Source organism: Paenibacillus sp. SC116, from assembly GCF_024733555.1.
In the GTDB taxonomy this organism is placed as follows: Bacteria; Bacillota; Bacilli; order Paenibacillales; family Paenibacillaceae; genus Paenibacillus_B.
This window is the reverse complement of record NZ_JANIOF010000003.1, coordinates 314,677-337,831: the sequence shown is the minus strand read 5'-3', so window position 1 is coordinate 337,831 and position 23,155 is coordinate 314,677. Positions and strand designations below refer to the sequence as shown.

The window sequence follows — 23,155 nt, the reverse complement described above, 5'->3', positions numbered from 1 at the left end:
ACTTTGCAAGCGTTTACAAATTATAAAATTATCTATTATTATTCATGACGAAAGATCTCATATCGCGTCGAATGACATCAACGAAATTTGTCGGCCATTTTTTTGAGAGCTATTCTCCCCCTTTTCTCCTCCATATCGTCTCTTATAAATGGAGTTCCTTATTAGTTTATTTAAAGCTGTTCATCAGTTATTCACTTTACTGGTTGTGAAAAACGCTCATTGGGCTCCCTTTTCACACAATGATCACTTTTTTGGAAACTTCCCATATCCCCATCGATCAAATAAAATGCAAAAAAAGACGCATCCACTGGATACGTCTGATACGACTAACCTATTCCTAATTCATTTGCCATATTAAAAATCACATTTCATCTACACACTTTAGGATGCGCTTGTGTCCATCTTACCTAGTTCATTTTCTACAAGCTGGGTTAGTTCGTCTTCATAGCCTCCCGTTATCCGATACTTCCGGATATATTCCTTCACGAACTTCCGTGGATTCTTGGGACGAAAAATTCGTGTCATCTCCAACAAGCTTTCTCTCACTTCGTTGTGACCTTTTGCAGCCATGAAAATTCCCTCCTAAAGCGTTGTAGATCAATCTCCCCGACGGAGAAGTAACGGACTTCGCTTATAACGCTGGAATTTGCAACCTAATAGTCCCTATTATAACATATTCACACGAAGTGCAAAATCACCCACTTCTAACTTGGACATTTGTGCATAGGGGACAATTATACATGGATTATATTTAGAGTTATCGCTCTCCTATTCCCGCATTTCCAAAATCGTTGCAAGCTATAATGGTTATGATATGAACAACGTCAAATCATGGTCATATGTTGCATATAAACATGCTTGTTTCAAAAAATGATGGGACAAAACATCTCTTAGACAACATTTCATTTACAGAGAGGATTTGCTTAATGTCTTTCACTACCCATAATACGGCAAAAAATTCGCACTGGACAAGGTTCATTTGTCCTACAGAGGCAGGAATGGACATTGATCGATTTCAGTCCGCTCTAACGCAGCTCCCGGAACAGTGGCCGAAACTCCGCTGCTTTCTTCTAGCACGCGACGGCAAGCTCGTTCATGAGAGCTATTACCACGGTACGGATGAGCATACGCTTCATGATCTGCGTTCCGCTACGAAATCATTGATGAGCCTGCTTATCGGCATCGCACAGCAGCAAGGAAATATGATCGATACGCACGAATCAATCGTTCCTCTGCTGGAGCCCTATATGCCAACGCCTATAAAGTCTAACGCCTTGTGGCAGCACCTAACTTTGTATCATTTGCTCACCATGACAACTGGGCTGCAATGGGAAACAAACAGCCGTATGAGCGAGCGCTGGATCCAGCGTTTTCACAGTAGTCCAAGCTGGAGACGCTTTGCGACTAGGCTGCCGATTCAACCGAATATGCACGGACGTTTTCAATACCGCAGCATCGACTCGCACCTTCTATCTGTGCTGCTAACGTTGAAAACTGGAATGCCTGCTGATCAATTTGCAGAACAGTATTTATTTCGACCGCTTGGCATATCCAATTATAGATGGGAACGTTCTCCTGACGGCGATGCTGCCGGCCATATCGGCTTATCTTTAACAGGACGGGATATGCTGTCGATCGGACAACTCCTTCTAAATGAAGGATACGTGACCACAAATAACGTCCTAACGTCATTAATACCCGCTTCATGGGTACATGAAACCATAACTGCGCACAGCGAAGGCGCTCCCGGATACGGTGCTTACGGATACCAGTGGTGGTGCCATCAATTGAACGGCATAGATGCTGCTTGTGCAATGGGATACGGTGGTCAGCTCATATTTGTCATCCCTAAACTGGGCATCACAGCAGTATGGGCTGCCGACTCCAAGGTGAAGCGTTGGCGTCATCCTGCACAATGGCTGGAGCAGTTCTTACTCCCAGCTATTACACAGTAACAGGCCAATTGTTCCCCATTCATTGGAAAACCAGATTGGCGCACGATATAATGGACAGGTTACAATTTAAGTATGCCAATCCAGATTACATATCAAAATTGTGCAACTTACAACACGTGAAAAGGGAGCGTCTCGTTTGAAATCAATTCGAAAGCTAGGACTATCATCTGACATCGCGCTGTTGGCCGTCATTTTACTCCTTGTGGAATTCGTACGAGGAGCAACAGTGCTTAGCTTTATCCCGATATTTGGGGAGAAAGAACTTGGTATTACGTTAGGAATTATCGGTACGGCTATAACGGCGCATTACTTAACAGATACAGTACTTAAAATATTTATCGGCTATTTACTGGATCGTTTCTCATCCAAGTTAATCGTCATATGTGGGCTGCTTATTTCTCTGGGCGGTATCGGATTGTATCACTGGGGCAATAATCCTTGGATATTCATACTAGCCTCCGCTGTATATGGTGTGGGCATGTCACCTGTATGGCTCGTCTGTCTGACAAAAGTAAACACAGAACAGCGTGCCGCTCAGATGGGATTCCTATATACGATCTGGCTCGTTGGAATGGGCTCTGGCCCGGTCGTATTAAATATAGTGCTCGACTATACACCGCACCTTGCATACGCACTACTGCTAGGACTAACCGCCATTGCGCTTGCACTCAGCTTTTTCTTACCGCGAGGAAGAAATAGCGAAGTGTCTGCGTCACCTGTTCCATTCAAAGAACAATTTGCCGTGCTGCGTGAACGCTTATCGGCAATGAAACCATTATTGCCGGGCATGATCCTGCAAACGTTAGGCGCAAGCATGCTCGTTCCGATACTACCGAAGTTCGCTGAGCAATCTTTGTCCTTATCCAGTGGACAATATTCCCTACTCCTATTAATCGGGGGAGGGTGCACCGTAGTTGGCCTCGTGCCAATGGGCAAATGGTCAGATCGCGTAGGCCGCAAGCCTTTTCTTATTGTTGGCTTTGCCATCTTCGGACTTACACTGGCATCGCTTTCGATGCAACCTGGTGTCATCATGGCCTATGCACTAGCTGTCATTCTCGGTATTTCCTATGCGGCCGTGCTGCCAGCATGGAATGCCTTGCTAGCCTTGTATGTGCCTCCGGCACAAAAAGGACTTGGCTGGAGCCTACTCTCAACAGTTGAGAATATCGGGGTCTTGATCGGCCCCATCGTTGGTGGATTAATCGCTGATGCATTTTCCGTTTCTACGGTAATTTGGTTTAGCGCAGGGCTATTCAGCATCATTGCTATCGTCTACTGGTTGTTCCCTGCACGCTGGTTTGCAGAAAAATAAAGAAACCTATAAAAATAGAGTAATCATGTAGTGAAATGGGAGAGGTGTTCGAACTATTATGTGGGACTGGTTCCATGATTTTATTGCTTTCGCAAAAGAAATAGATATAGCGCAAGTAGAGATGTTACTGCAAAAATATTCTGCACTTGGCCCTTTACCTGGAATTTTACTTCCATTTGTAGAATCGTTCTTTCCGGCACTGCCTCTGTTTGTGTTCGTAGTTGCCAACGCCGCATCCTACGGGCTGTGGTTTGGCTTCTTATACTCATGGATCGGGGTATGCCTTGGCTCATTTGCTGTCTTTTGGCTGGCACGCAGGTTTGGTGGTCGATTTAGTATGTACATTCAGAAAAGATTGCCGGGTACACAAAAGTTTTTCAACTGGATTGAATCAAAAGGGTTTACGCCTATTTTCATATTGTTATGCTTCCCATTCACTCCTTCCGTACTCATAAACGTTGCAGCCGGTATTAGTACAATCCCGTTCCGCACCTTTATGATTGCCGTGATGGCTGGAAAGTCCGTCATGATTTTCTTGATGGCATTCCTCGGTCACGATTGGAAAGGATTCGTAGAGCAGCCTTGGCGCTTACTACTTGTTGCTGCTGCACTTTGGCTGTTGTGGTACGGAGGCAAGAAGCTAGAAGGACGTTATCAGCACAAATAATTTTGCAAATAATAAACAAGCGCAAAAGCGAATAAGTACCGTATAAACGCCTAGAACCTTAGGCAAATAACGCGTAAGAATAAGTCCTATGCGCATAGGGCACGTTATGCTTAGCGATACAGTGTCCTCCATTGCAAATGTGTATGAGAAGACAAGGCTGTAGAGCGGATGGCTGAAAGGAGCAACGTGTCCATGAGCAAAGAACAACATGAGATGCACCCGATGTCACGCGATCGTGTGGAGGTAGACGGTATCTATACGAACGAATGGGGACGTGTGGAAACTCTTCACCGAGGGCAGCACTTCCCTACCGATCCGCAGCTAGGTGCTACCGAGTGGGAACTTAAGGAATTTTCGTACGATAATCATCATCAAGGCATGACAGACGAACGCTTAGTCCCAGAAGCCGATAAAGACATTCCACCACCGAAGCAAGTCCATCCACGCAAGCATATTGATCGTGGAGACAAATAGGTAGCGTCATACATGCTACACGATGCAAAAAAAGAACCTTCAACCTGCCGCTGTATAAGCGTAGGCTGAAGGTTCTTGCTGTTCACAGGACTGTATTACAATTAAATATAACGACGAATCATATTGGATAGATGATTTGAAGCACCATCAGGGCCAAGACGCTTCCACTCATCATTTGGCAAGTTAAAGCGTACGAATGTCTCATCCATATCCATCGCTTCAGCCAACCAGCCGCCTAGACCTTTAGCGCGTCGATCAATTTGAACGAGGATTTCCATCTCATGTTCTTTCGGGTAGAAAATAACCTCCAACTCATCGAGGTCGCCTTTAAAGTACGTAGTCGGAACAAATTCGAACTCTTGCACGAACGGAACTGCCCCACCAAGACGCGGTGCATACTCGCATTCTGCTTTGCGCAAGCGGAAGCCAAGACGGTTCAAGGCATCAATAACGATGCTTTGCTCTACTTTAGGTGCAATTTCGATAAGGTCGTTATCAGATGGATCAACAGCATTGGCAATATCCAATTCTGTCTTCAACCATACGGGAGCACGACCAATCGTAAGCGGCGTATGTGGAGGCAGCACGATTGTAAATGGCAGCTCGCGAACTTCATTCGGCTGCAATGTGAATGCACTGCTTACTTTGAAACGGACTAGCTCATGGTTGACCTGATGCTTCGAATCATTTGATTCTTTTGTATATTGAGTCATAAGCTTAAGATGAATGGCGTCTACCTGCTGTTGAACTTGACCGCCTTGTAGTTTGACGACTCCTGACACTTGCTCACCCGGCGCATAGCGATTGCGTTCCAACAGCGTGTCAACCTTTGCAGAACCGATACCTACACTAGCTAAAATACGGTTAAACAATGACATGATTACCATCCTCCGATTGTGATATTAAACTGAAATGGCGCCAGATTAAATGGGATCCAAACTTACCTCTTCTGTAATCCATGCAAACCAATACTACTATATACGGCCTACCACTTCCAATTGTTTCAAAAGATATTTCCGTTCCTATTCAAGAATGAATTTCCGTTTATATCCAAGCCTTGAACAACAATTAATATAGTGATAAAGTGACAAAGCGACACTTGTGCCGTTCCCACATAAAGTACCTGTTTATGAAGAAAGAAAGTGTTGGGCATGCTGTTGATAAACAGGATTTGAATCCCTGTTTCACTTCAGGATATATGGGGTAAAGAAATATGTTCGTTTGCAATTATCGATAACCAGTACAGGTTATTTCCATATAAATATTAAAATACTATAGGAGTTGAAATGATGGGTTCTATTAAATCTTTTGCAAATGAATTCAAAACATTCGCTATGCGCGGTAATGTCGTCGATCTAGCTGTCGGTGTTATTATCGGTGCTGCGTTTGGTAAAATTGTAACATCGGTCGTTAACGACCTTATTATGCCGCCAATCGGTAAATTACTTGGTGGAGTGAACTTTGTTGATCTGTTCATAAACCTAGATCCTAGCATTACAATGCCTGACGGCTCTCCGATTACATCGCTTGCACAAGCAAAAACAGCAGGCGCAGCCGTTATTGCATACGGGCAATTCGTTAACGTCGTTATTGATTTCCTACTCGTTGCATTTGCTGTATTTGGACTTGTAAAAATCATCAACATGCTGCACCGCAAAGAAGAAGTCGCGGCTGATCCAACTACGAAATCCTGTCCTTACTGTGTAACTGATATTCCTGTTAAAGCGACACGCTGCCCAAGCTGTACATCTCAATTGGCAGAAGCGAGTGCACAGGCTTAAGCTATCGATTCATTAACGTTATAAAATAACATAAATAGGGGCTGCCTCCCGTGTTATGGTCAGATTAACTGAGCACATAACATGACGGAGACAGCCCCTTTTTTACAGAACAAATCGCAAATTTACATTGGTCGATGCGGCTTGCCCATTAAATTTTGCACAATCATTTTCATATGTGGATCGATCGAAAATTCTTCTTCCCCATTGTCCATCTTACGGACTTCGATCTTCTTTACTTCTGTTCCAGCTTCAGCAGGAACATACACATAGTGCTCACTATCTTCCGCGGTCACCTGATAATCCATCGAACGCAGCATATTTTCCACTTGAGAAATGGTTGGCCTCTCGCCTGGCCCTGTCATCACCAACCCTCGCAATTGAAGAATATCACCATCCCGTTCATGAACATCAAAGTGAACTATGACTTCCACCATCGTATTTCCTCCTCAGCTGACTTCTTGCCATTTATTCTTACTAGTTGTTTACGAATTAACGCCATCCGGCGTTTCATGTAAATGATGACATATTAGTGAACGATAACATAAACAGGCAGCCTGTTTCCCTTTTCACGCTACATTTCCTTGTTCAAATAGGGTTCCCATAAGCGTGAAAAGTATGGGCCAAATTGCTGCCGCTGCTCTTCTGTAAGCTGCTGTTCCAATTCAAATAATATAATGTCCTGAATAAAACGGCTAAGCACGTACTCCGTCATAACCGGATGCTCCGTATACAACAGCTTCGCTTCTTCAGCCGCACTTCGCATCCCTATGCAAGCAATGTTCCGATCAATAATCATCGTAAAACGCCTGCCCGCAAGATGCTGGTCTATCTGTCCTCCACGGGAAGCAAGCAAGCTCGAAGCTGGCAGCTGCTCCTCAGTAGAGCTAATCGACCACAGCACTTTCACGCCACGATTTTCCGCTTGCTGTAGAGCATGCTGCACTAGCATTCCATCTCGGGACGTCATTTCTACAATGATTTCAGTTTCAGCTGCAGCAATGACTTGTCCAATCTTCTCTGCTACTATTTTATCGCCTTCTATGCTATAAAAAAATGATAGCTCCTGCTTATGTGAAGGCATGTGCTCTTCTACGTAACGCAGCGAAGCTTGCATCCTATCAGCAATCGTCTTCGAAAGCTGTGCTGGATCGATCGCAGCATAGTGCGATGGTTCGCCTACTGCATGCAGTACGAAGCTTTGATCGACCAACCGCTGCAGCGCAGCATACACATTGGATCGCGATATTCCCAGTTTCTTCGCCGCTTCATAGCCTGTCATTGATCCTTGTTCAGAGAGCAGAATTAACAATTTGGATTCCAACTCGGTAAATCCTACGTCACGCAGCTGCTGAATCAAGCTGTCCATCTCGTTTCCCCCTTCAGCTTATGCTGCTAAGTGTTCTTCAAACGTTTTCGCAGATGTTCGCAAACGGCAAAACAGCCGGAGTAAGCTTTAGAAGCTTACCGGCTGTTCGACTTTATCATCATAATCGTTTCAACCCTATCAGACGCTGTCTTAACATATTGTACCACGACCGACAAGGTTCATAGTTACATACAAATTATGGTGTTAACACTTGCCCTGATCGATCACACCTTACCTAGCTTTCCTAAATAAACGGGGCTCCACAACGCTCACACCATTTCGCTTCCAGCGGAGCTGCCGCTGAGCATTTGGAACACGTTCGGCTATTAGGATCATGCTCTACGGGCTGCTGACGAATGTAACGCTCACTTCCACGGATATTTACCTGTGGGGTAGGCTTCTTGATTTCCATGATATCAGCATCATCCTCGTCTTCTTGACCATACTGGTTGTACGGGCTATACGGTTGATTCGGAGATGTGCTGTCTTTGGCAGCTTTAGCATATCTCGATAGCGACTCTACTTCATCATCGCGCTCATTTGCGTCGTCAAATGCTATTGAAGTTGGCGTTTGCTGAAGGGTAATATACGTGTTCTCCTTCTCTTCAGCCTTGTGATCCGCCTCATTTTCCAATTTATAATGCTGTGCATCGTTCATACTATCCACTTCAATCTCTACTTCGCGAACAGGTGGATCTGGCAGTCTATCGCCACATGATGCACAAAACTTAGAGGACCACGGTGCAATCTCACCGCATGAACAGCGCTTTTCGTTGCGAAGCGCACAGCGTTTCCATTCCAGCCGCTCCATCTCTTCTTCCAATATAACATTTGCTTGGGCCAGTTCATCCATCTCAATGCCCAGTGAAGCATAATCTTGGTTCTTATAAGCTTCAAAAGCCAAACGGCCTATTTCATACGTATTATGTTCCCACTCTTTACGCAGCGCATCAATTTGAGACTGGACTCGATTCAATTCCAATACATTCTGAGCTTTCTCAGAAGCTTTGGATGCGCCTTCTTTCACTTTTTTCAGAAAACGGTTCATCCCGGCTTCCCCTCTCTTCTTCCACATTAAATAATCACCCTTATTAACCTATACACGCCCCATACGAAAACGAAACGCGGAGTTCTCAGGACAAATTCCTGGCAGCTCTAAGGACAACGTATGCGCTTGGCAATACATGTATTCGGCATTGTTGACCTTGACCGTTATAATAGATGGGCACAGCAACTCATGAACGGATACCGGACCGAGAAAGGAGCACCCCATGTCAACACAACTAACGAAACCTGCGGCTGCAAATATTCGATGGCAGTCGCATCCTTATGGAATATCCGCTCAAGCTACATGCCCAACGGCTGAATCCGCGCAACCAGCATTCCACGAGAATGATAAGCGCACTGCTACCAACGTACCACACTCGACACCTGTGGAAAAGGGTCTCAAGCCACAAGTTAGTACCAACGACCCTGCACAAGACAGCTGGTTCTTCACCGCGCTTCGTGAACGCGGCCTAGATTTGCACGAGGCTCAATGTAAGGCTGTGCGCCATCAGCATGGCCCTCTGCTATGCCTAGCGGGGGCTGGATCGGGCAAGACGTCCGTACTGACAGCCAGAGCCGCCTATATGATTGCCGTCCATGAAGTGCCGCCTGAAGCACTGTGGCTCGTTACGTTTACGAACAAAGCAGCAGCTGAGATGCGCTCAAGGCTAGCAAGGCTGCCAGGACTTACACCTACGATAGCGAAGCGTGTACAGGCGCGGACGTTTCACTCGTTCGCCTTGACGCTTCTTAAGGCATACGCACCGCCATTTACGCTGCTGGCGGAAGAGCGCGCGCGCCACGGCTGGATGAGTCGCGTGCTGCGTGAGATCGGTCTACGCGATGCCGTGGAGGCAGAGACCGTGCTAGCGGCTCTCTCTGCGCTGAAGTCACGCGGAGAGTCCCCTACAGACTGGCGCCCTGCTGATGAGGGCGAACGGAACTTGCAGCGTGCGATGCTGCGCTATGAAGAGCAGAAGCAAGCACGTGATGTAAAAGACTTCGACGATCTGATTGTCGATATCGTGAAATTATTGGAATCCGACGCTGAACTTACCGATAAGCTAAGAAGACGATTCCGCTATGTGATGGCAGATGAATTTCAAGATACAACGCCTATGCAGTTGAGGCTGCTTCGTCATATTGCAGACGGAAGCCGCAATTTGGCCGTATTCGGTGACGATGATCAGACGATATATACGTTTAATGGCGCAAACCATGAACATATCACTCAATTCCATCGCCTATATTCAGACGTGACACAAATTACGCTCGATTACAACTTCCGTTCGACTCCGGCCATTGTAGGACTTGGAAATGGTATTATTCGATGCAATAAAGAACGCTTGCCTAAGACCATGCGTGCTGCTGTAAAGAAAAGTACCGAGCCATCCGCCCCTTTACAAGAGGCGAAACCGCAGTACAATCGCCCGGCTACGACAGATGAGGAAGCAGAAACCGCTATTGCGTGCATCCGCAAGCTGACATCAAGCGGCCAATATAAGCTTAGCGATATCGCAGTGTTGTACCGTAGTGCCCATGCGAGTCGAGCAATCGTTGAATATATGACGATTCAAAACGTTCCATTCCGTCAATTCGGCGCGGAACCACTGTTCTATGAGCATTTGTCCGTAAAGACGCTGATCGATCATCTGCGTTTGGCTCTTCATCCGCGTGATCTAGATACCTTGCCAAGCGCTGTTGCTGCCTTGTACGTACCAAAGGAAGCTGGTATGACTTATATTAGACAAGCCGAGAAAACATCAGCGAAGAAATACCCGCTTGTCCATTTAGCATCCTGTCCAGGTCTGGCACCATTTCAACAGGAAGCGATCAAGCCTCGAATTCGTTATTTGAAAAAAGTGGCGCAAATGAAGCCAAATCATGCGGTGCGCGATATACGACGTGAGTTCTATGACAAATGGCTGGCGGCGATGGCCGGAGAGCGAGCTACTGCTTATCAGGAAGGAACGGTTGATATGCTGGAGGAGTTGGAGACTTCGGCGCAGCGCTTTGCAACCATCGAGCAGTTCCTTAAGCATATTGATGATCTGGCAGCAAAATATGCGGCGGCAGCATCGACGAATAGAGATAATCAATCACGTAGTTCTCGACATTCCCATACTCGCGAGGCTGTACAACCGAATCACCAAGAGCAGGATACAGATGATGCCGTGACTTTAATGACGATTCATCGTGCCAAAGGCTTGGAATTTCCGTGTGTTTTTGTTATCGGTGCATCAGAAGGGGTACTACCGCATCGGACAGCACTTCGTCAAAACCCGCCTGCCGAGCGAGAAGCAGCTTATCGCTCGAAAGATCGCGATGAAATTAATACTGCACTTGTTGAAGAAGAACGCCGCTTAATGTACGTTGCAGTTAGCCGTGCTAAGGAGCAGCTGTATATAAGCTCCCCCGCACAGATCCATGGCAAGCAGGCTGATGTCAGCCGCTTCATTACGGAGGCATGGTCTGGCATTCGATCGTCAAAGTAGCTGACAGCTGACATGCTGCTTTGAAATCTCGACCTCCTTTCCAGTATGATAGAGCTTAGGACGCAGTCAGACGGGTAATGTATATCCGCGAACAACGACGATTGCAAGTAAAGGAGCAATGAATATGTCCGAATCCGAAGTAATGTTGAGACAGTACGAACAAGTGAACCAGCTCCCCACTCTTTATCAACTGGCATTGGAAGAGCTGGAGACCAAAATAAAGGTCATTCAAGCAGAGTGGAAAATACGAAACGGCTACAGCCCAATTGAACATATAAAGACACGCCTAAAAGAACCGAACAGTATTTTTAACAAAATACAGCGTAAAGGGTTGCCCCCGACATTAGATACGATTGTGAACAACATTTATGATGTTGCCGGCATGCGGATTGTGTGTGCTTTCGTGAAGGATATTTACTTCATTCTCGATCATCTCAAAGTCCGTGATGACATTCGTGTGGTCGAGATTAAAGATTACATTGAGAAGCCTAAGCCGAACGGCTATCAAAGTGTGCATGTTATCGTTCAAGTACCTTTGGTATTATTTGATGATGTCCGCTGGGTGTATGTAGAAGTTCAACTCCGTACGCTCGCGATGGATTTCTGGGCAAGCATGGAGCACATTATTTACTATAAATTCAATAAGCACGTTCCGCCGCATGTTGTAGATGAGCTTGCGGAAGCAGCCCGCGCTGTAGATGAACTGGATCGTAAGATGCTCGATCTGCGTAAAGAGATCCTTTCTTATAACGATGAGGACTGGGCACAAGGAATGGCGAGCATGTCTTTGAAACAGACCTACAACAGCACGCTCACACTTGGCAATTTGGAGCAATTGCTCAAACAGACAACCGAGGCCGATCCGAAATCTTAACCAAACATAGACGGCACTGCTTCCAATGTCATGCAGAATAATAGTCGTCCGTTCAACACAAGATAGTATTGCGCTGGACGAAGTCTTTACGACGCTTCCGAAAATGGATCGTCTGGCAACCATCTGCAACGTTTTGTAGATGCTGAAGAAGGCAAGCTAACGATAAGTGGGTAGCCTCTATGACAATAGGTCTATCCCGTCATGCGGCTTATTTCGCACACGCCGACAAGCTGCACGTATTGGAGCAGCCAGTGGATGTGTACGCGAGTTATGCTAGCATGACGACATCTCGATGTTTCGCTCTGAGTTAGTATGGTGATAGCTGCCTAAAACAGCTTGATGTCGTTGATTTCAGCGCGATGAACATTCGAACAATTATCGTGGAGCTACTACCTTCTTCACAACAGAGCCGAGCCTCTCATCTCGTATCATTCGATACGACAGGCTCACGCAAGGCGATACCCTGTTTGGGGTATCGCTTTTTCATTTTCACAATATACCGAACATCCAACATAGCAATAGAAAAAGGCCACCCACAGCTCGTCCTAACACGGCTCATGGATGACCTTTTTCACCTAAATCATCAATATAATCTCACTATAAATGCGGTTTACTGTAAGAATTGCTCCAACGTTGTTCCTTGTTCAAAAATGGCTTGTGCTGCCTCTTTCCCAACATATCGGATATGCCATGGTTCATACATGTAACCTGTAATGGCTTCTCCATCCTTCGTATAACGGATAATGTAGCCAAATTCATGTGCATGCTCCGCCAACCATTGACCTTCTGTCGTATCTCCAAATGCCTGCTCAAGCTCGTTATTCGCACTAGGGCTGGACACATCCATTGTTAATCCTGTCTGATGCTCGCTTGTACCTGGCTTGGCACTAACACGATTGGCGTATTCTTCACCTTGTGTGTTCACATAGTGATTGTACAATGAGCTTTGACGCTTATAAGAGCGATAGCCAGACACTGCATTCAGCTCGATCCCTTCGGACTCCGCTTGCTGGAACAACTGCTCCAAGGCAGTCGCTGCTTCTTGGCGCAGCTGACGCTTCTCATGCGGTCCATCGAAAGAGAACTTCACTTGAGGTTCAACTAAGTCTGGTGGGATATACCCATCAGGAAGGAAGCGCTCTTTGTTCACGACCACATAGATGGAATTTTCATTCGAAACAACCAATTTGCCATCTTGCTCCGTAGTTGTTGTGCTTAAAGCGTGGGACTGCTGAATTGCTTGTACAGCATTTCCCGCTTCTCCATTAGAACCGGCGCTTTCGCTGCCTCCATCTCCTGCAAGAGCAGGGTCTAGTTCTCCTGTCTGTGCCCCACCCTGAGTCCCCTCCGGCTTAGCCTGTGGCTTCTCAGAGGAACATCCGCTCAGCAGCATCGCACCACTAAGTGCACAGACAAGACATAGGATTGCCCATCGGCGCTGTTTCATTTTTATCAACCTTTCCTATCATTCTTACATCCATGAACTCTATCATCATGTCAGATGGACAGAATCATGAATCATACCCACATCAAACACGCTCTTACTAACGAACCTCGTCAAAAGAGCTGACTACACACGATTGTTTTGATTAGCAACGTAAGCTATCTACCTTATTAACCTTACTGAAGCAAACGAATTCATATCTAGTAAAACTAAATTTAGAACTCTATTATAACGGATAGAAAGAAAGAGTTCACCTACCCACAAGGCCAAACAATCACATCACAACTATCACAAGAAACGCTCGATTATTCGTTCATTTCATAAATAATAATCCTTATTGGGCTTGGCGTTTAAGCACAAATCATGATTATGATTAGGACAAAAGTACAGCTATTTAAAGTAGAAAACGCCAATTTGCAATAGATCAAGATAAATGTGCAGTTATTTATCTCGATTAGGCACTTGAAATAGACAAAGAACCCAAAATAAATGTATTTTTGACGTTAATATCCTAAATAAGTACACCTACCGGTTAAATAACTGCACAATTGGCGTTAATCTAAAACTAGGAGTTTTCCACTTACGAGTCTTTGTCTGGTTCCGCCCATATCACGGCTGCATAGCTAAATAAAAGCGAGGAGCATAGTTATCGCAGAAGTAATAGTAATCTAATCATGAAAACTTAAAACACTAGGCTATACTGTGCCACTCTATCATTGCCTGCATAATAAGAAAGGACAGCTCCGTCATAATAACGAAGCTGTCCTTTACACTTACATAACGTTGTTACAAAGAACTAGACGTACTACACGAGCTATTTATAATTCCGATTCAAATAATTGCTCAAGCTGATCAACCAAGCCACCCACATATGCGACAGCGCTTCGAATCGGTTCAGGTCCTGACATATCCACTCCTGCTAGTTTCATTAGCTCCAACGGCGATAACGTTCCGCCTGCTTTAAGTGCTTCCAACCAACGATCCACAGCAGGTTGGCCCTGCTCTGTAATGAGCTGGGCTGCAGCTGTCGATGCTGTCAATCCCGCCGCATACGTGTACGGATATAAGGACATATAATAATGCGGCTGACGCATCCAAGTCATTTTCGCATCATCATCCAACTCAACTGCATCTCCCCAGAAGCTGGACAACACTTCGCCTTTCAAGTCATTCAGCTTCTTCGCATTTAGCGGTACATCCTGCATAGCCAAACTATAGACACGACGTTGAAGCTCGCCCTCCAACAGATGCGTAACAAAGTTGTGGTAGTAGGTATTCAGCAACTGAGTGATAACCCAACGCTTCATACGCTTGTCATCCGATTGCTTCATAATGTGCTGCGCCAACAACAATTCATTCATGGTAGAAGGAGCCTCGATAAAGTACAACGAAGGTCTTGTATTTACAAAACGCTGATAGCGTCCTGCCAACATAAAGTGTCCTGCATGACCTACCTCATGCGCAAGTGTGAAAGCACCGCGCATATTGTCTGCCCATGAAACTAAGACATAGGAATGAGCACCGTAAGTAGAAGAACAGAATGCGCCAGTTGATTTACCAACATTATCTGCATAGTCAATCCAACGTTCCGTGAATGCGCTGTGCATGATGTCGCTGTACTCTGTACCAAGTACTTGCAGGGCATCTTGTACCAGCTTGCCGGCTTCATCGAACGTTATCGATGGACTGAAATCTGCATCCAAAGGTGCTTTTAAGTCGCAGAAGCGCATCTGTTCCAGTCCCAACTCACGCTGCTTCAGCTTCGCATAACGACGCATATGAGGCGCCAGCTCTGCCTGAATAATGTCGAGGATGTTATGGTACATCTCAAGCGTTACATCCTGCGGCTCCAGCATCATATGCGTAACGGACTCATAGCCACGCAGACGGGACATAATAACTTGCTTTTTCACCTGAGTCGCATAGGTCTCAGCAAATGTATTCTGATATTCGCGCAGCGTGCTGGAGAAAGATGCGTATGCATTGCGACGCAGCGTCGTATCAGATGACATTTCGTATTTATTTTCAAATAGAGCGAAGGAAACAGGACGAGTATTGCCTTCCCCATCATCTACCGAGTCAAACGACATATCTGACAACTTACCGCGCTTATAAATACGAAACGGTGACTCAAGTACCTCACTCAAAGAAGCAAGCGCCGATTCTGTTTCAGGTGACAATTGATGCGGCTTCTTGGCCAGAAGGTCCAACAATGTTTTGCGGAACGGAGCTAGTTCTGGCTCTTCTTCTAAATAAGACTCAATCGTTCCTTCGGGCAAAGACAGAATCTCGGAACGTATAAAGGTCATCGCCGTCATAATGGATGCGCCGATATCCCCCATTCTTGCTGCATCTGTCTGATAATTGGAATTGGTGCTATCCGCAGATAAATGCAAATAGGCGTAAGCATGTGCTTGATATACGCGTACAAGCAGCTCTTCCTGCGCTGTTAGCACACCAAGCAACGCATGAGCGCCTTCGTGCAGCTTGCCGCGGTATTTTGTGACAGTTGGAACATCCTCTTGAATAGCTTTCAAAGCAGCTTCCCACGCATCGTGAGTCTCGAATAAATCCTCTAATCTCCAAGTTGCTTCAACGGGTACTTCTGTACGTGTCAATCGTTTCTCCATAACTGTCAGTCTCCCCTCAAGATAGATGTATCTATATGATGTGGCTGAATGATGAAAGCCACGCCTACTAGCAGATTCTATTATTTATTCTTCCTCGAATAATTGCTCTAGCTGATCAATCAAGCTGCCCACATAAGCTACCGCTTGACGTATTGGCTCAGGACCCGACATATCGATTCCTGCTAGCTTCATCAGCTCCAACGGTGATAACGTTCCGCCTGCCTTGAGCGCTGCCAGCCAACGATCTACAGCAGGTTGGCCTTGCTCCTTGATGAGCTGCACAGCAGCTGTAGATGCCGTCAGTCCTGACGAATACATGTACGGATACAAGGACATATAATAATGCGGCTGCCGCATCCAGGTCAGCTTTGCATCTTCATCCACTTCCACAGCATCGCCCCAGAAACTTGACAGAATTTCTCCCTTTAGCTCATTAAGCTTCTTCGCATGGAGCGGAACATCTTGCATGGCCAAGCTATACGCTCTACGCAGAAGTTCACCCTCCAACAGATGAGTAATGAAGTTATGGTAATACGTATTCAACTGTTGAGCGATAACCCAGCGCTTCATACGCTTGTCATCGGACTGCTGCAAAATATGATCTGCTAATAACAGCTCGTTCATCGTGGAAGGAGCTTCTATGAAATACAGCGAGGGAATCAAATTTGTGTAGCGCTGATACATTCCAGACAGCATAAAGTGCCCTGCGTGACCTATCTCATGGGCAAGCATGAATGCACTACGCATATTGTCCGCCCAAGATACGAGTACATACGGATGCACACCATATATGAAATCGCAGAACGCACCTGTCGCTTTCCCTACATTATCCGTATAGTCAATCCAACGTTCTGTAAAAGCTTTATGGATTATGTCATTATATTCCGAACCTAATACTTGTAATGAGTCTTGAATCAGCTTGCTAGCTTCATCGAACGTAATCGACGGATTAAAGTTCGCATCCAACGGTGCTTTCAAATCACAAAAGCGCAGCTGTTCAAGCCCGAGTGTACGCTGTTTCAATTTCGCATAGCGGCGCATGTGCGGAGCTAATTCCTCTTGAATGATATCCAAAATGTTATCGTACATCTCCAGCGTCACATCCTGGGGCTCAAGCAGCATATGTGTAACTGATTCGTATCCGCGAAGACGCGACATAACGACCTGCTTCTTTACATGCGTGGCAAACGTCTCGGCAAATGTATTCTGATATTCTCGTAGTGTCCGAGAGAACGATTCATATGCATTGCGTCGCAGTACCATATCTTCAGAAAATTCATATTTATTCTCATATAGGGCAAAAGAGACCGGAAGCGTGCGCCCATCCCCATCCTCTATCGCATCGAATGTCATGTCAGACAGCTTACCGCGCTCATAAATACGATACGGTGCATCAAGCACCTCACTCAAAGAAGCAAGCGCTGATTCCGTCTCAGGAGACAATTGATGCGGCTTCGTTGCCAGTAAGTCCAACAGCATTTTACGGAATGATGCTAATTCAGGCTCTGCATCCAAATAGGTCTCAATCGTTCCTTCAGGCAAAGAGAAAATCTCAGAACGTATAAAGGTCATCTCCGACATATTTAGAGCGCGAAGATCTCCCACTCTAGCTGAATCCGCCTGATAATCTGAATTCGTGTTATCGATAAATAAATGCAGGTTGGCATAAGAAGACAAACGATACAACTGCACGGACAACTTTTCTTGTGCGGTTAATACCTCTAGCAGCACACGAGAACCCTCATGCAGCTTGCCGCGATATTTTGTAACCTGTTGTATATCTGCTTTAGCGTCCTCCAAAGCGGCTTCCCATTCCGCATGAGTCTCAAATAAATCTTCCAACCTCCAAGTCGCTTCTACAGGCACTTCCGTACGGGTTAATCGCTGCTCCATCATCGCATTCTCCCCTCAAGTTGGACTGTTAGCACAATATTCCATGTATTAACGATATCATATTATTGAACAATGTTAAAATAGTAGAAACGCTAATCTATAAAAAGAAAGAGCCTTGCCAGCTGCGCAAGACTCTTCTAACACTGATCAAATGAAGTTGTATTTAAGTCGTAGAAATAGCTGGCTTACCGCCTTCTACTTCATTACCAAATGAAATATCATCATCTTCGTCCTTATTGAACGCTTCACGATCGAATTCACCTTCGCTGTTACCAACTAGCAGAGCTGCAACCGTCGTTCCTGTTGCATTGACTGCTGTACGTGCCATATCAACGACTGCATCGACTGCAAGCACAAGCGCGAAACCTTCGATTGGCAAGCCTGCTTGCACGAGCACGACCGTAGTCGATATAGAAGCTGGACCTGGCACTCCTGCTACCCCGATCGAAGCAATGGTAGCAACCGCAACAATAAGTACATAATCAGTGATGCCCAATTCAATACCAAATACCTTCGCAACGAATACCGCTACGATTGCTGGATAAATACCACCGCAGCCGTTCATATTAATCGTTGCGCCAAGTGGAGCAACAAAGCTGGCAACACGCTCAGACACCTTGATTCGTTTCGTAATGACCTCCAAGTTAACAGGCAATGTCGCATAGCTGCTGCGTGTCGTAAATGCTACTGCAATGGTTGGATATGCCTTCTTGAAAAAGCGGATTGGATTCACGCGAGCAACAAATGTTACTAATAATCCGTACGTTACAACCATATGAATAATGCACGCGATAAATACAGCTGCTACGAACCATGCAAGCTGCTCGAGCGTCTCGAGACCGTATCTCGCCGTCATCGATGTCACTAGAGCAAGCACCCCGTACGGAGTGAGACGAATAACAAATTTCGTAACACGGAACATAATATGAGATAGGGACTCGAACACTTTGCGAACGGGCTCTACGCGCTCTGGATGACGAGCACCTTCCCAAATAATCGCCACTGCAATAAATACTGCAAAGATAATAACCGGAACTACTTTACCTTCCGCCATTTCATTGATCGGATTAGAAGGTACTAAGCTCAACAATACTTCCTTAAAAGTAGGAATTTCACGTGCTTCAAATCCTTGCGCCGCTTCTGGTTGGTTAGCGATACCAGCGCCAGGATCAATAACAAGCGCAGTTCCTAAGCCAATCGTCGCTGCAATCGCCGTCGTGATTAAGAAAATGCTGATTGTCTTAACACCCAGCTTCTTCAATACGCCTACTTCTTTGACCGAAGTTAAGCTTGTAATAATTGTGGAAAATACGAGCGGTATAACGACCATTTTAATTAAGTTCACGTATATCGAACCGATAATCCCTACATCTGCAGCATCCTTGCCGAATACAGCTCCCACTGCGAATCCGAATACAAGGGCCAACATGACACGTGTACCAAATCCCACTTTCTTTTTCGCCAGCCACCAGAGTATGACGCCTAGCAATAGAGCTGCTGCCCAACTTCCGTATACGGACCAGTCCTGCACCGTTAACCATGATTGGTCTTTCATCTATAAGTCTCCCCTTTTTATCTAATAATTCCTACCTGTTTAATAGGTATTATAAAAACAACGCTCCGATTCGTCAAACTATTTTTATCGAAAACATGAAAATACAAAAAAAAGACAGCCTGTACAACAGATAGACTGTCTTGAAAAATATATTTATGATTCGCTTTGTACCCGCTCTATGCAGCGACGACGAGGACGGGCCATTTGCAGCAGCTGCGGGCGGAAACGCTGAATAATCCATATCCATATCCAGTAGCCTAGAAGTGTGAACAGAATGCTATTGAGTATCGCACCTATCGTGAAGTTCAATCCCGTGCGCAACCATACTTGCAGCCAGCCTGCTCCCCCAACAGCAATATCACCTGAATAGATGTGCAACAAGTAGGCCAACTTCATGATCCAGTTGCCTGTAATAACGTTCATATAAAAGAAAATGGGCCATAATACAGTTCCTACCGCAGCCGCAAATATAGAACCTGCGATACTGCCCTTAACCCATTTCGTAAGCCCTATTGATATAAACGGACCAACTCCAAATATTGGGTACCAACAAGGAAGGAAACCAAACACGATACCAAGCGATATTTTGGAAGCACCCTGTGATGAGCGAAGCATACGGATGCTATGATATCTCATAATTCTTAACCATTTTACTACGATCATCATTTCCGTCCTCTCCAGGTTGTATCAATCCGCTTCCAAAGAGCTAAAAGTACTATGCATACTGATCTGAAAATTACATTTCCTACTATAATGTAAGATAAATGAAGATGACCATGCATAAGTGTCATATTTCTTAACTGGGTACCGTATGTTGATGGGAAAAGACTGGTTCAATGATCATAAATGCTGTTAATGAACAATAGAATAAAACGATAAGGAGGGATTCGTATGCATGCATCCTTATGGAAATGGCTCAATCTTGTGGCGATCATCGCCGTCATCGCAATAAATGCGCTTGCCAACATCATCCCTTTCAACGGTGTAACGACAGGTGATGTATCAGCGATGTACCCTGTGCTAATAACACCTGCAACGTATGCGTTTACGATTTGGATCCTTATATACACACTCTTAATCGGATTCGCACTATATCAGTTGCTGCCACGAAGTGAAACTACGGTGCGTGCCATCGGGCCATTATTCGTATTGAGCTGTCTGTTCAATATAGCGTGGATTATATTGTGGCATTACCTGTACGACCAAGTGTGGCTTTCCCTTATTGCCATGTTCGGCTTGTTCATAAGCTTAGTATTTATCTATCGCAGCATTCGTAACCATCGTTACCCAACTACAGGACAGAAATGGCTTGTTCAATTGCCTTTCAGTATCTATTTTGGATGGGTCACTGTGGCGTCGATTGTTAACATCGCTGTCGCTTTGTATGCAGTAGGATGGGATCATTTTGGATGGAGTGAGCAAGCTTGGACGCTTGCCCTGCTTGCTATTGGCACCTTTTTGGCGTGGGTTATAGGCGGACCGAACCGTGATGCTGCTTTTGTGCTCGTATTTGTCTGGGCCTATGTGGCGATTGCATGGAACAACAAAGACCTGCCCGCCATTTTTTATACGGCCTTAGGATTCTCAACCTTGTTGGCCTTTCTGGCGATCGCCCTGCCATTCCGACCGAGAAAACGCAATGTAAATTAATTTTGTATACTTTCAACATAAAAGAGAAAAAGGGTGGGCTTGTATGATGAAATCATGCAAACCCACCCTCTTCTATATTTACACCGTATAAATGTATTCCCCTATTTACAAGGAACGCCCTGAATATAGTAATGGCTTGGCTCAAACGTACGGAAAGCAACCTCTACTTCCTCAATACCTGTTTCCAGCACATGTTGGGTCACGATTTCAGCAAACCGATTTCTCACTTCCGTCCCTCTTTCAAACCAACTAATTTCCACGAAAGGATAGGAAGGAGCCACTTTTCCCGCCCATACTCCTGTCGTCTGCAAGCATTCCAATGTGAAATTATCAGTTCCACACTGGCATAATTGTGCCAGCTCCTCCACTAGCTGTTGACTAGCAGGAGCCAATTGTTCTGCGGCTACTCCTCGAAAAATTAAATGCGGCATATTCTTCTCCCTCTCTACAGATGATTCACTAATTAGCATCATACATGGGGCTCACGCCGTGATCAACTCCATCTGCCATGCATAATTAATATACATACACTAATTCTCGTTGAGAAAGAAGGCGGATGTACGATGGATACCTATATTCAAAATAGATGGCCTACTGATACTCATTCCGTACCCCGCTGTCTAAGTTCTGCACGCCGGAAGTCGCCAAATACATTTAGACTTCAGCGTAAAAGGGAACGGGGAATGGAAGCTTTCCTCTGGAAAGGACAATTCCCATCCTCACGATATATATTCACCATGTCTTATCCCAATAATTATGCACAACACAAGGCAAACCAGCAATCCCCTGTAAGTGATCCTGTGAAAAGAGATATAACCTCAAAATCAGTTCATGTAAAAAAGAGAAAACGGAAATCCCTTTCTCCCCCACCCAAAGACAGACCCAAGCAACCCCGTCATCGTAAGAAAAAAGTAGGTTGTACGAAAAAGCGAATATCCTCATCCCGCTCCTATACTTTCTCCAAGCAACGAAAACAACGAGTGCAAAAATGCAAACGTAACAAGACTAAACTTGGCCATCCGATCAACCCTGTACGAGTTCGTCGGCCTCACAATTGGCGTTCTTGTTCATCTAAACTATCTCGCAAAATAAATTGGAAATTGTGTGTGGACCTTACCTGTCGGCCAAGTCGTCACCAAGACCCTTGTCCTCCCCCTAAACCACCTTGCCCGCCTGATCCGGAACCTCCTTGTGATTGTCTTTGCGGCACTCAAACTATTTTTCAAGAAGAGAAATTTATGCAGTTAACTATTCATCAGGAATCAGTACTGCCGGCGCAAGATACGTCTGTAGCATCCGTTATCTCTTATGCCATTCATAATCACAGCTCAGTCCCATTGATTACTGAATTAGAAATAAGTCCTAATGGGATAGATTATGCAAAAGACTCGACGTTGACCATTGAGCCTCAAACGATGAAAGTGGCAGTACCTCTCCGTTTTTTAAGATGGATGCGGTTAAGACTGTACACGACAGAAGGCGAATCAGGCACGGCTGATGTATATTATCAAGCTCAATCATTAGGATGTCAGGAGGAGGAACAATAGCAAATGCCTAACTATAATGTTTTCCAGACCGATCCCTCAAATTTAACCACGTTAATATTTGGTAGAGATCCGTCTGACAATAATGTAGTGCTTAGAACCGATACAAATGGAAATCTGCTTAGTGTTCCGATGTATGGAACGATAAGCAGCATCCTTGGGGCAACCATTACAGCAGGGACACTGTCTTCCGTTACTAATATCGGTACCATTACCAGTGTCCTGGGAGCTACCATTACAGGCGGCACATTGGCTGCCGTCAATAACATTGGCACCATCACTAGCATCCTCGGTGCGACTATTACGGGTGGTACCTTGTCCGCGGTTAGCAACCTTCTGAACGGCACCATTACCAGTGTCCTTGGCGCCACTATCACGGGCGGTACGTTGGCTGCCGTCAATAACATTGGCACCATCACTAGCATCCTCGGTGCGACTATTACGGGTGGTACCTTGTCCGCGGTT

General features: G+C 45.4%; 21 protein-coding genes and 1 pseudogene. 11 read left to right on the top strand and 11 right to left on the bottom strand.

What is annotated here, in order from left to right:
• Positions 1-381: 381 nt before the first annotated feature.
• On the bottom strand, positions 382-570 hold the full coding sequence (locus NQ117_RS15675) for a hypothetical protein (protein WP_028596733.1): 189 nt from the start codon (positions 568-570) through the stop codon (positions 382-384).
• Between the two features lie 356 nt (positions 571-926).
• On the opposite strand from NQ117_RS15675, the gene NQ117_RS15670 reads away from it, so the two are divergent.
• The 4 genes from NQ117_RS15670 to NQ117_RS15655 all read left to right on the top strand — a co-directional run bounded on the left by NQ117_RS15670 (position 927) and on the right by NQ117_RS15655 (position 4,411).
• A complete protein-coding gene (locus NQ117_RS15670; protein WP_258278959.1) occupies positions 927-1,955 on the top strand; it encodes a serine hydrolase domain-containing protein in 1,029 nt (342 codons plus the stop codon).
• 136 nt (positions 1,956-2,091) lie between these two features.
• A complete protein-coding gene (locus NQ117_RS15665) occupies positions 2,092-3,270 on the top strand; it encodes an MFS transporter (RefSeq protein ID WP_258278958.1) in 1,179 nt (392 codons plus the stop codon).
• A 58-nt stretch (positions 3,271-3,328) separates the two neighbouring features.
• On the top strand, positions 3,329-3,937 hold the full coding sequence (locus tag NQ117_RS15660; RefSeq protein ID WP_258278957.1) for a TVP38/TMEM64 family protein: 609 nt from the start codon (positions 3,329-3,331) through the stop codon (positions 3,935-3,937).
• Positions 3,938-4,129: 192 nt separating this feature from the next.
• Entirely contained in the window at positions 4,130-4,411 is a 282-nt protein-coding gene (locus tag NQ117_RS15655) for a transposase (RefSeq protein ID WP_258278956.1), read from the top strand.
• A 101-nt stretch (positions 4,412-4,512) separates the two neighbouring features.
• Here the strand turns inward: NQ117_RS15655 and NQ117_RS15650 are convergent, their stop codons facing one another.
• Positions 4,513-5,289, bottom strand: a complete 777-nt coding sequence (locus NQ117_RS15650) for a sporulation protein (protein ID WP_258278955.1) — start codon at positions 5,287-5,289, stop codon at positions 4,513-4,515.
• Between the two features lie 411 nt (positions 5,290-5,700).
• Here NQ117_RS15650 and mscL point away from each other — a divergent pair, with 411 nt between their 5' ends.
• A complete protein-coding gene (gene mscL, locus NQ117_RS15645; protein WP_258279066.1) occupies positions 5,701-6,192 on the top strand; it encodes a large conductance mechanosensitive channel protein MscL in 492 nt (163 codons plus the stop codon).
• A 122-nt stretch (positions 6,193-6,314) separates the two neighbouring features.
• Here mscL and NQ117_RS15640 read toward each other — a convergent pair whose 3' ends face one another.
• From NQ117_RS15640 to NQ117_RS15630, 3 genes are all read right to left on the bottom strand, one after another.
• Complete coding sequence (locus tag NQ117_RS15640) at positions 6,315-6,626, bottom strand: dipeptidyl aminopeptidase (RefSeq protein ID WP_258278954.1); 312 nt, start codon at positions 6,624-6,626, stop codon at positions 6,315-6,317.
• Positions 6,627-6,763: 137 nt separating this feature from the next.
• Complete coding sequence (locus tag NQ117_RS15635) at positions 6,764-7,558, bottom strand: TrmB family transcriptional regulator (RefSeq protein WP_258278953.1); 795 nt, start codon at positions 7,556-7,558, stop codon at positions 6,764-6,766.
• A 244-nt stretch (positions 7,559-7,802) separates the two neighbouring features.
• The gene (locus NQ117_RS15630) at positions 7,803-8,606 is read right to left on the bottom strand and encodes a zinc ribbon domain-containing protein (protein WP_258278952.1); all 804 of its coding nucleotides are present in this window, start codon (positions 8,604-8,606) and stop codon (positions 7,803-7,805) included.
• A gap of 223 nt (positions 8,607-8,829) precedes the next feature.
• On the opposite strand from NQ117_RS15630, the gene NQ117_RS15625 reads away from it, so the two are divergent.
• From NQ117_RS15625 to NQ117_RS15615, 3 genes are all read left to right on the top strand, one after another.
• A complete protein-coding gene (locus NQ117_RS15625; RefSeq protein ID WP_258278951.1) occupies positions 8,830-11,100 on the top strand; it encodes an ATP-dependent helicase in 2,271 nt (756 codons plus the stop codon).
• Positions 11,101-11,224: 124 nt separating this feature from the next.
• Positions 11,225-11,974 (top strand): GTP pyrophosphokinase, encoded by a 750-nt coding sequence (locus NQ117_RS15620; protein WP_258278950.1) that lies wholly within the window; start codon positions 11,225-11,227, stop codon positions 11,972-11,974.
• A 179-nt stretch (positions 11,975-12,153) separates the two neighbouring features.
• Positions 12,154-12,285, top strand: a complete 132-nt coding sequence (locus tag NQ117_RS15615) for a hypothetical protein (RefSeq protein WP_258278949.1) — start codon at positions 12,154-12,156, stop codon at positions 12,283-12,285.
• 299 nt (positions 12,286-12,584) lie between these two features.
• On the opposite strand, the gene NQ117_RS15610 is transcribed toward NQ117_RS15615, so the two are convergent.
• From NQ117_RS15610 to NQ117_RS15590, 5 genes are all read right to left on the bottom strand, one after another.
• Entirely contained in the window at positions 12,585-13,421 is an 837-nt protein-coding gene (locus tag NQ117_RS15610) for a M15 family metallopeptidase (protein WP_258278948.1), read from the bottom strand.
• 815 nt (positions 13,422-14,236) lie between these two features.
• A complete protein-coding gene (pepF, locus tag NQ117_RS15605; RefSeq protein WP_258278947.1) occupies positions 14,237-16,048 on the bottom strand; it encodes an oligoendopeptidase F in 1,812 nt (603 codons plus the stop codon).
• Positions 16,049-16,132: 84 nt separating this feature from the next.
• Positions 16,133-17,941 carry an oligoendopeptidase F gene (pepF, locus tag NQ117_RS15600; protein ID WP_258279065.1) on the bottom strand — a complete coding sequence of 603 codons (1,809 nt, stop codon included), beginning with the start codon at positions 17,939-17,941 and terminating at the stop codon, positions 16,133-16,135.
• A 163-nt stretch (positions 17,942-18,104) separates the two neighbouring features.
• The gene (locus tag NQ117_RS15595; protein WP_258278946.1) at positions 18,105-19,496 is read right to left on the bottom strand and encodes a dicarboxylate/amino acid:cation symporter; all 1,392 of its coding nucleotides are present in this window, start codon (positions 19,494-19,496) and stop codon (positions 18,105-18,107) included.
• A gap of 153 nt (positions 19,497-19,649) precedes the next feature.
• Positions 19,650-20,162, bottom strand: a complete 513-nt coding sequence (locus NQ117_RS15590) for a DUF2062 domain-containing protein (protein ID WP_258278945.1) — start codon at positions 20,160-20,162, stop codon at positions 19,650-19,652.
• Between the two features lie 225 nt (positions 20,163-20,387).
• Between NQ117_RS15590 and NQ117_RS15585 the strand changes: the two genes are divergently transcribed.
• On the top strand, positions 20,388-21,146 hold the full coding sequence (locus NQ117_RS15585; protein WP_258278944.1) for a tryptophan-rich sensory protein: 759 nt from the start codon (positions 20,388-20,390) through the stop codon (positions 21,144-21,146).
• A 101-nt stretch (positions 21,147-21,247) separates the two neighbouring features.
• On the opposite strand, the gene NQ117_RS15580 is transcribed toward NQ117_RS15585, so the two are convergent.
• The gene (locus tag NQ117_RS15580) at positions 21,248-21,577 is read right to left on the bottom strand and encodes a DUF1904 domain-containing protein (protein ID WP_258278943.1); all 330 of its coding nucleotides are present in this window, start codon (positions 21,575-21,577) and stop codon (positions 21,248-21,250) included.
• Between the two features lie 807 nt (positions 21,578-22,384).
• Between NQ117_RS15580 and NQ117_RS15575 the strand changes: the two genes are divergently transcribed.
• Together NQ117_RS15575 and NQ117_RS15570 are read left to right on the top strand one after the other, a co-directional pair.
• Positions 22,385-22,693, top strand: a complete 309-nt coding sequence (locus NQ117_RS15575) for a DUF6385 domain-containing protein (RefSeq protein WP_258278942.1) — start codon at positions 22,385-22,387, stop codon at positions 22,691-22,693.
• Positions 22,694-22,780: 87 nt separating this feature from the next.
• Positions 22,781-23,155, top strand: a pseudogene (locus NQ117_RS15570) (hypothetical protein); the annotation flags it as partial.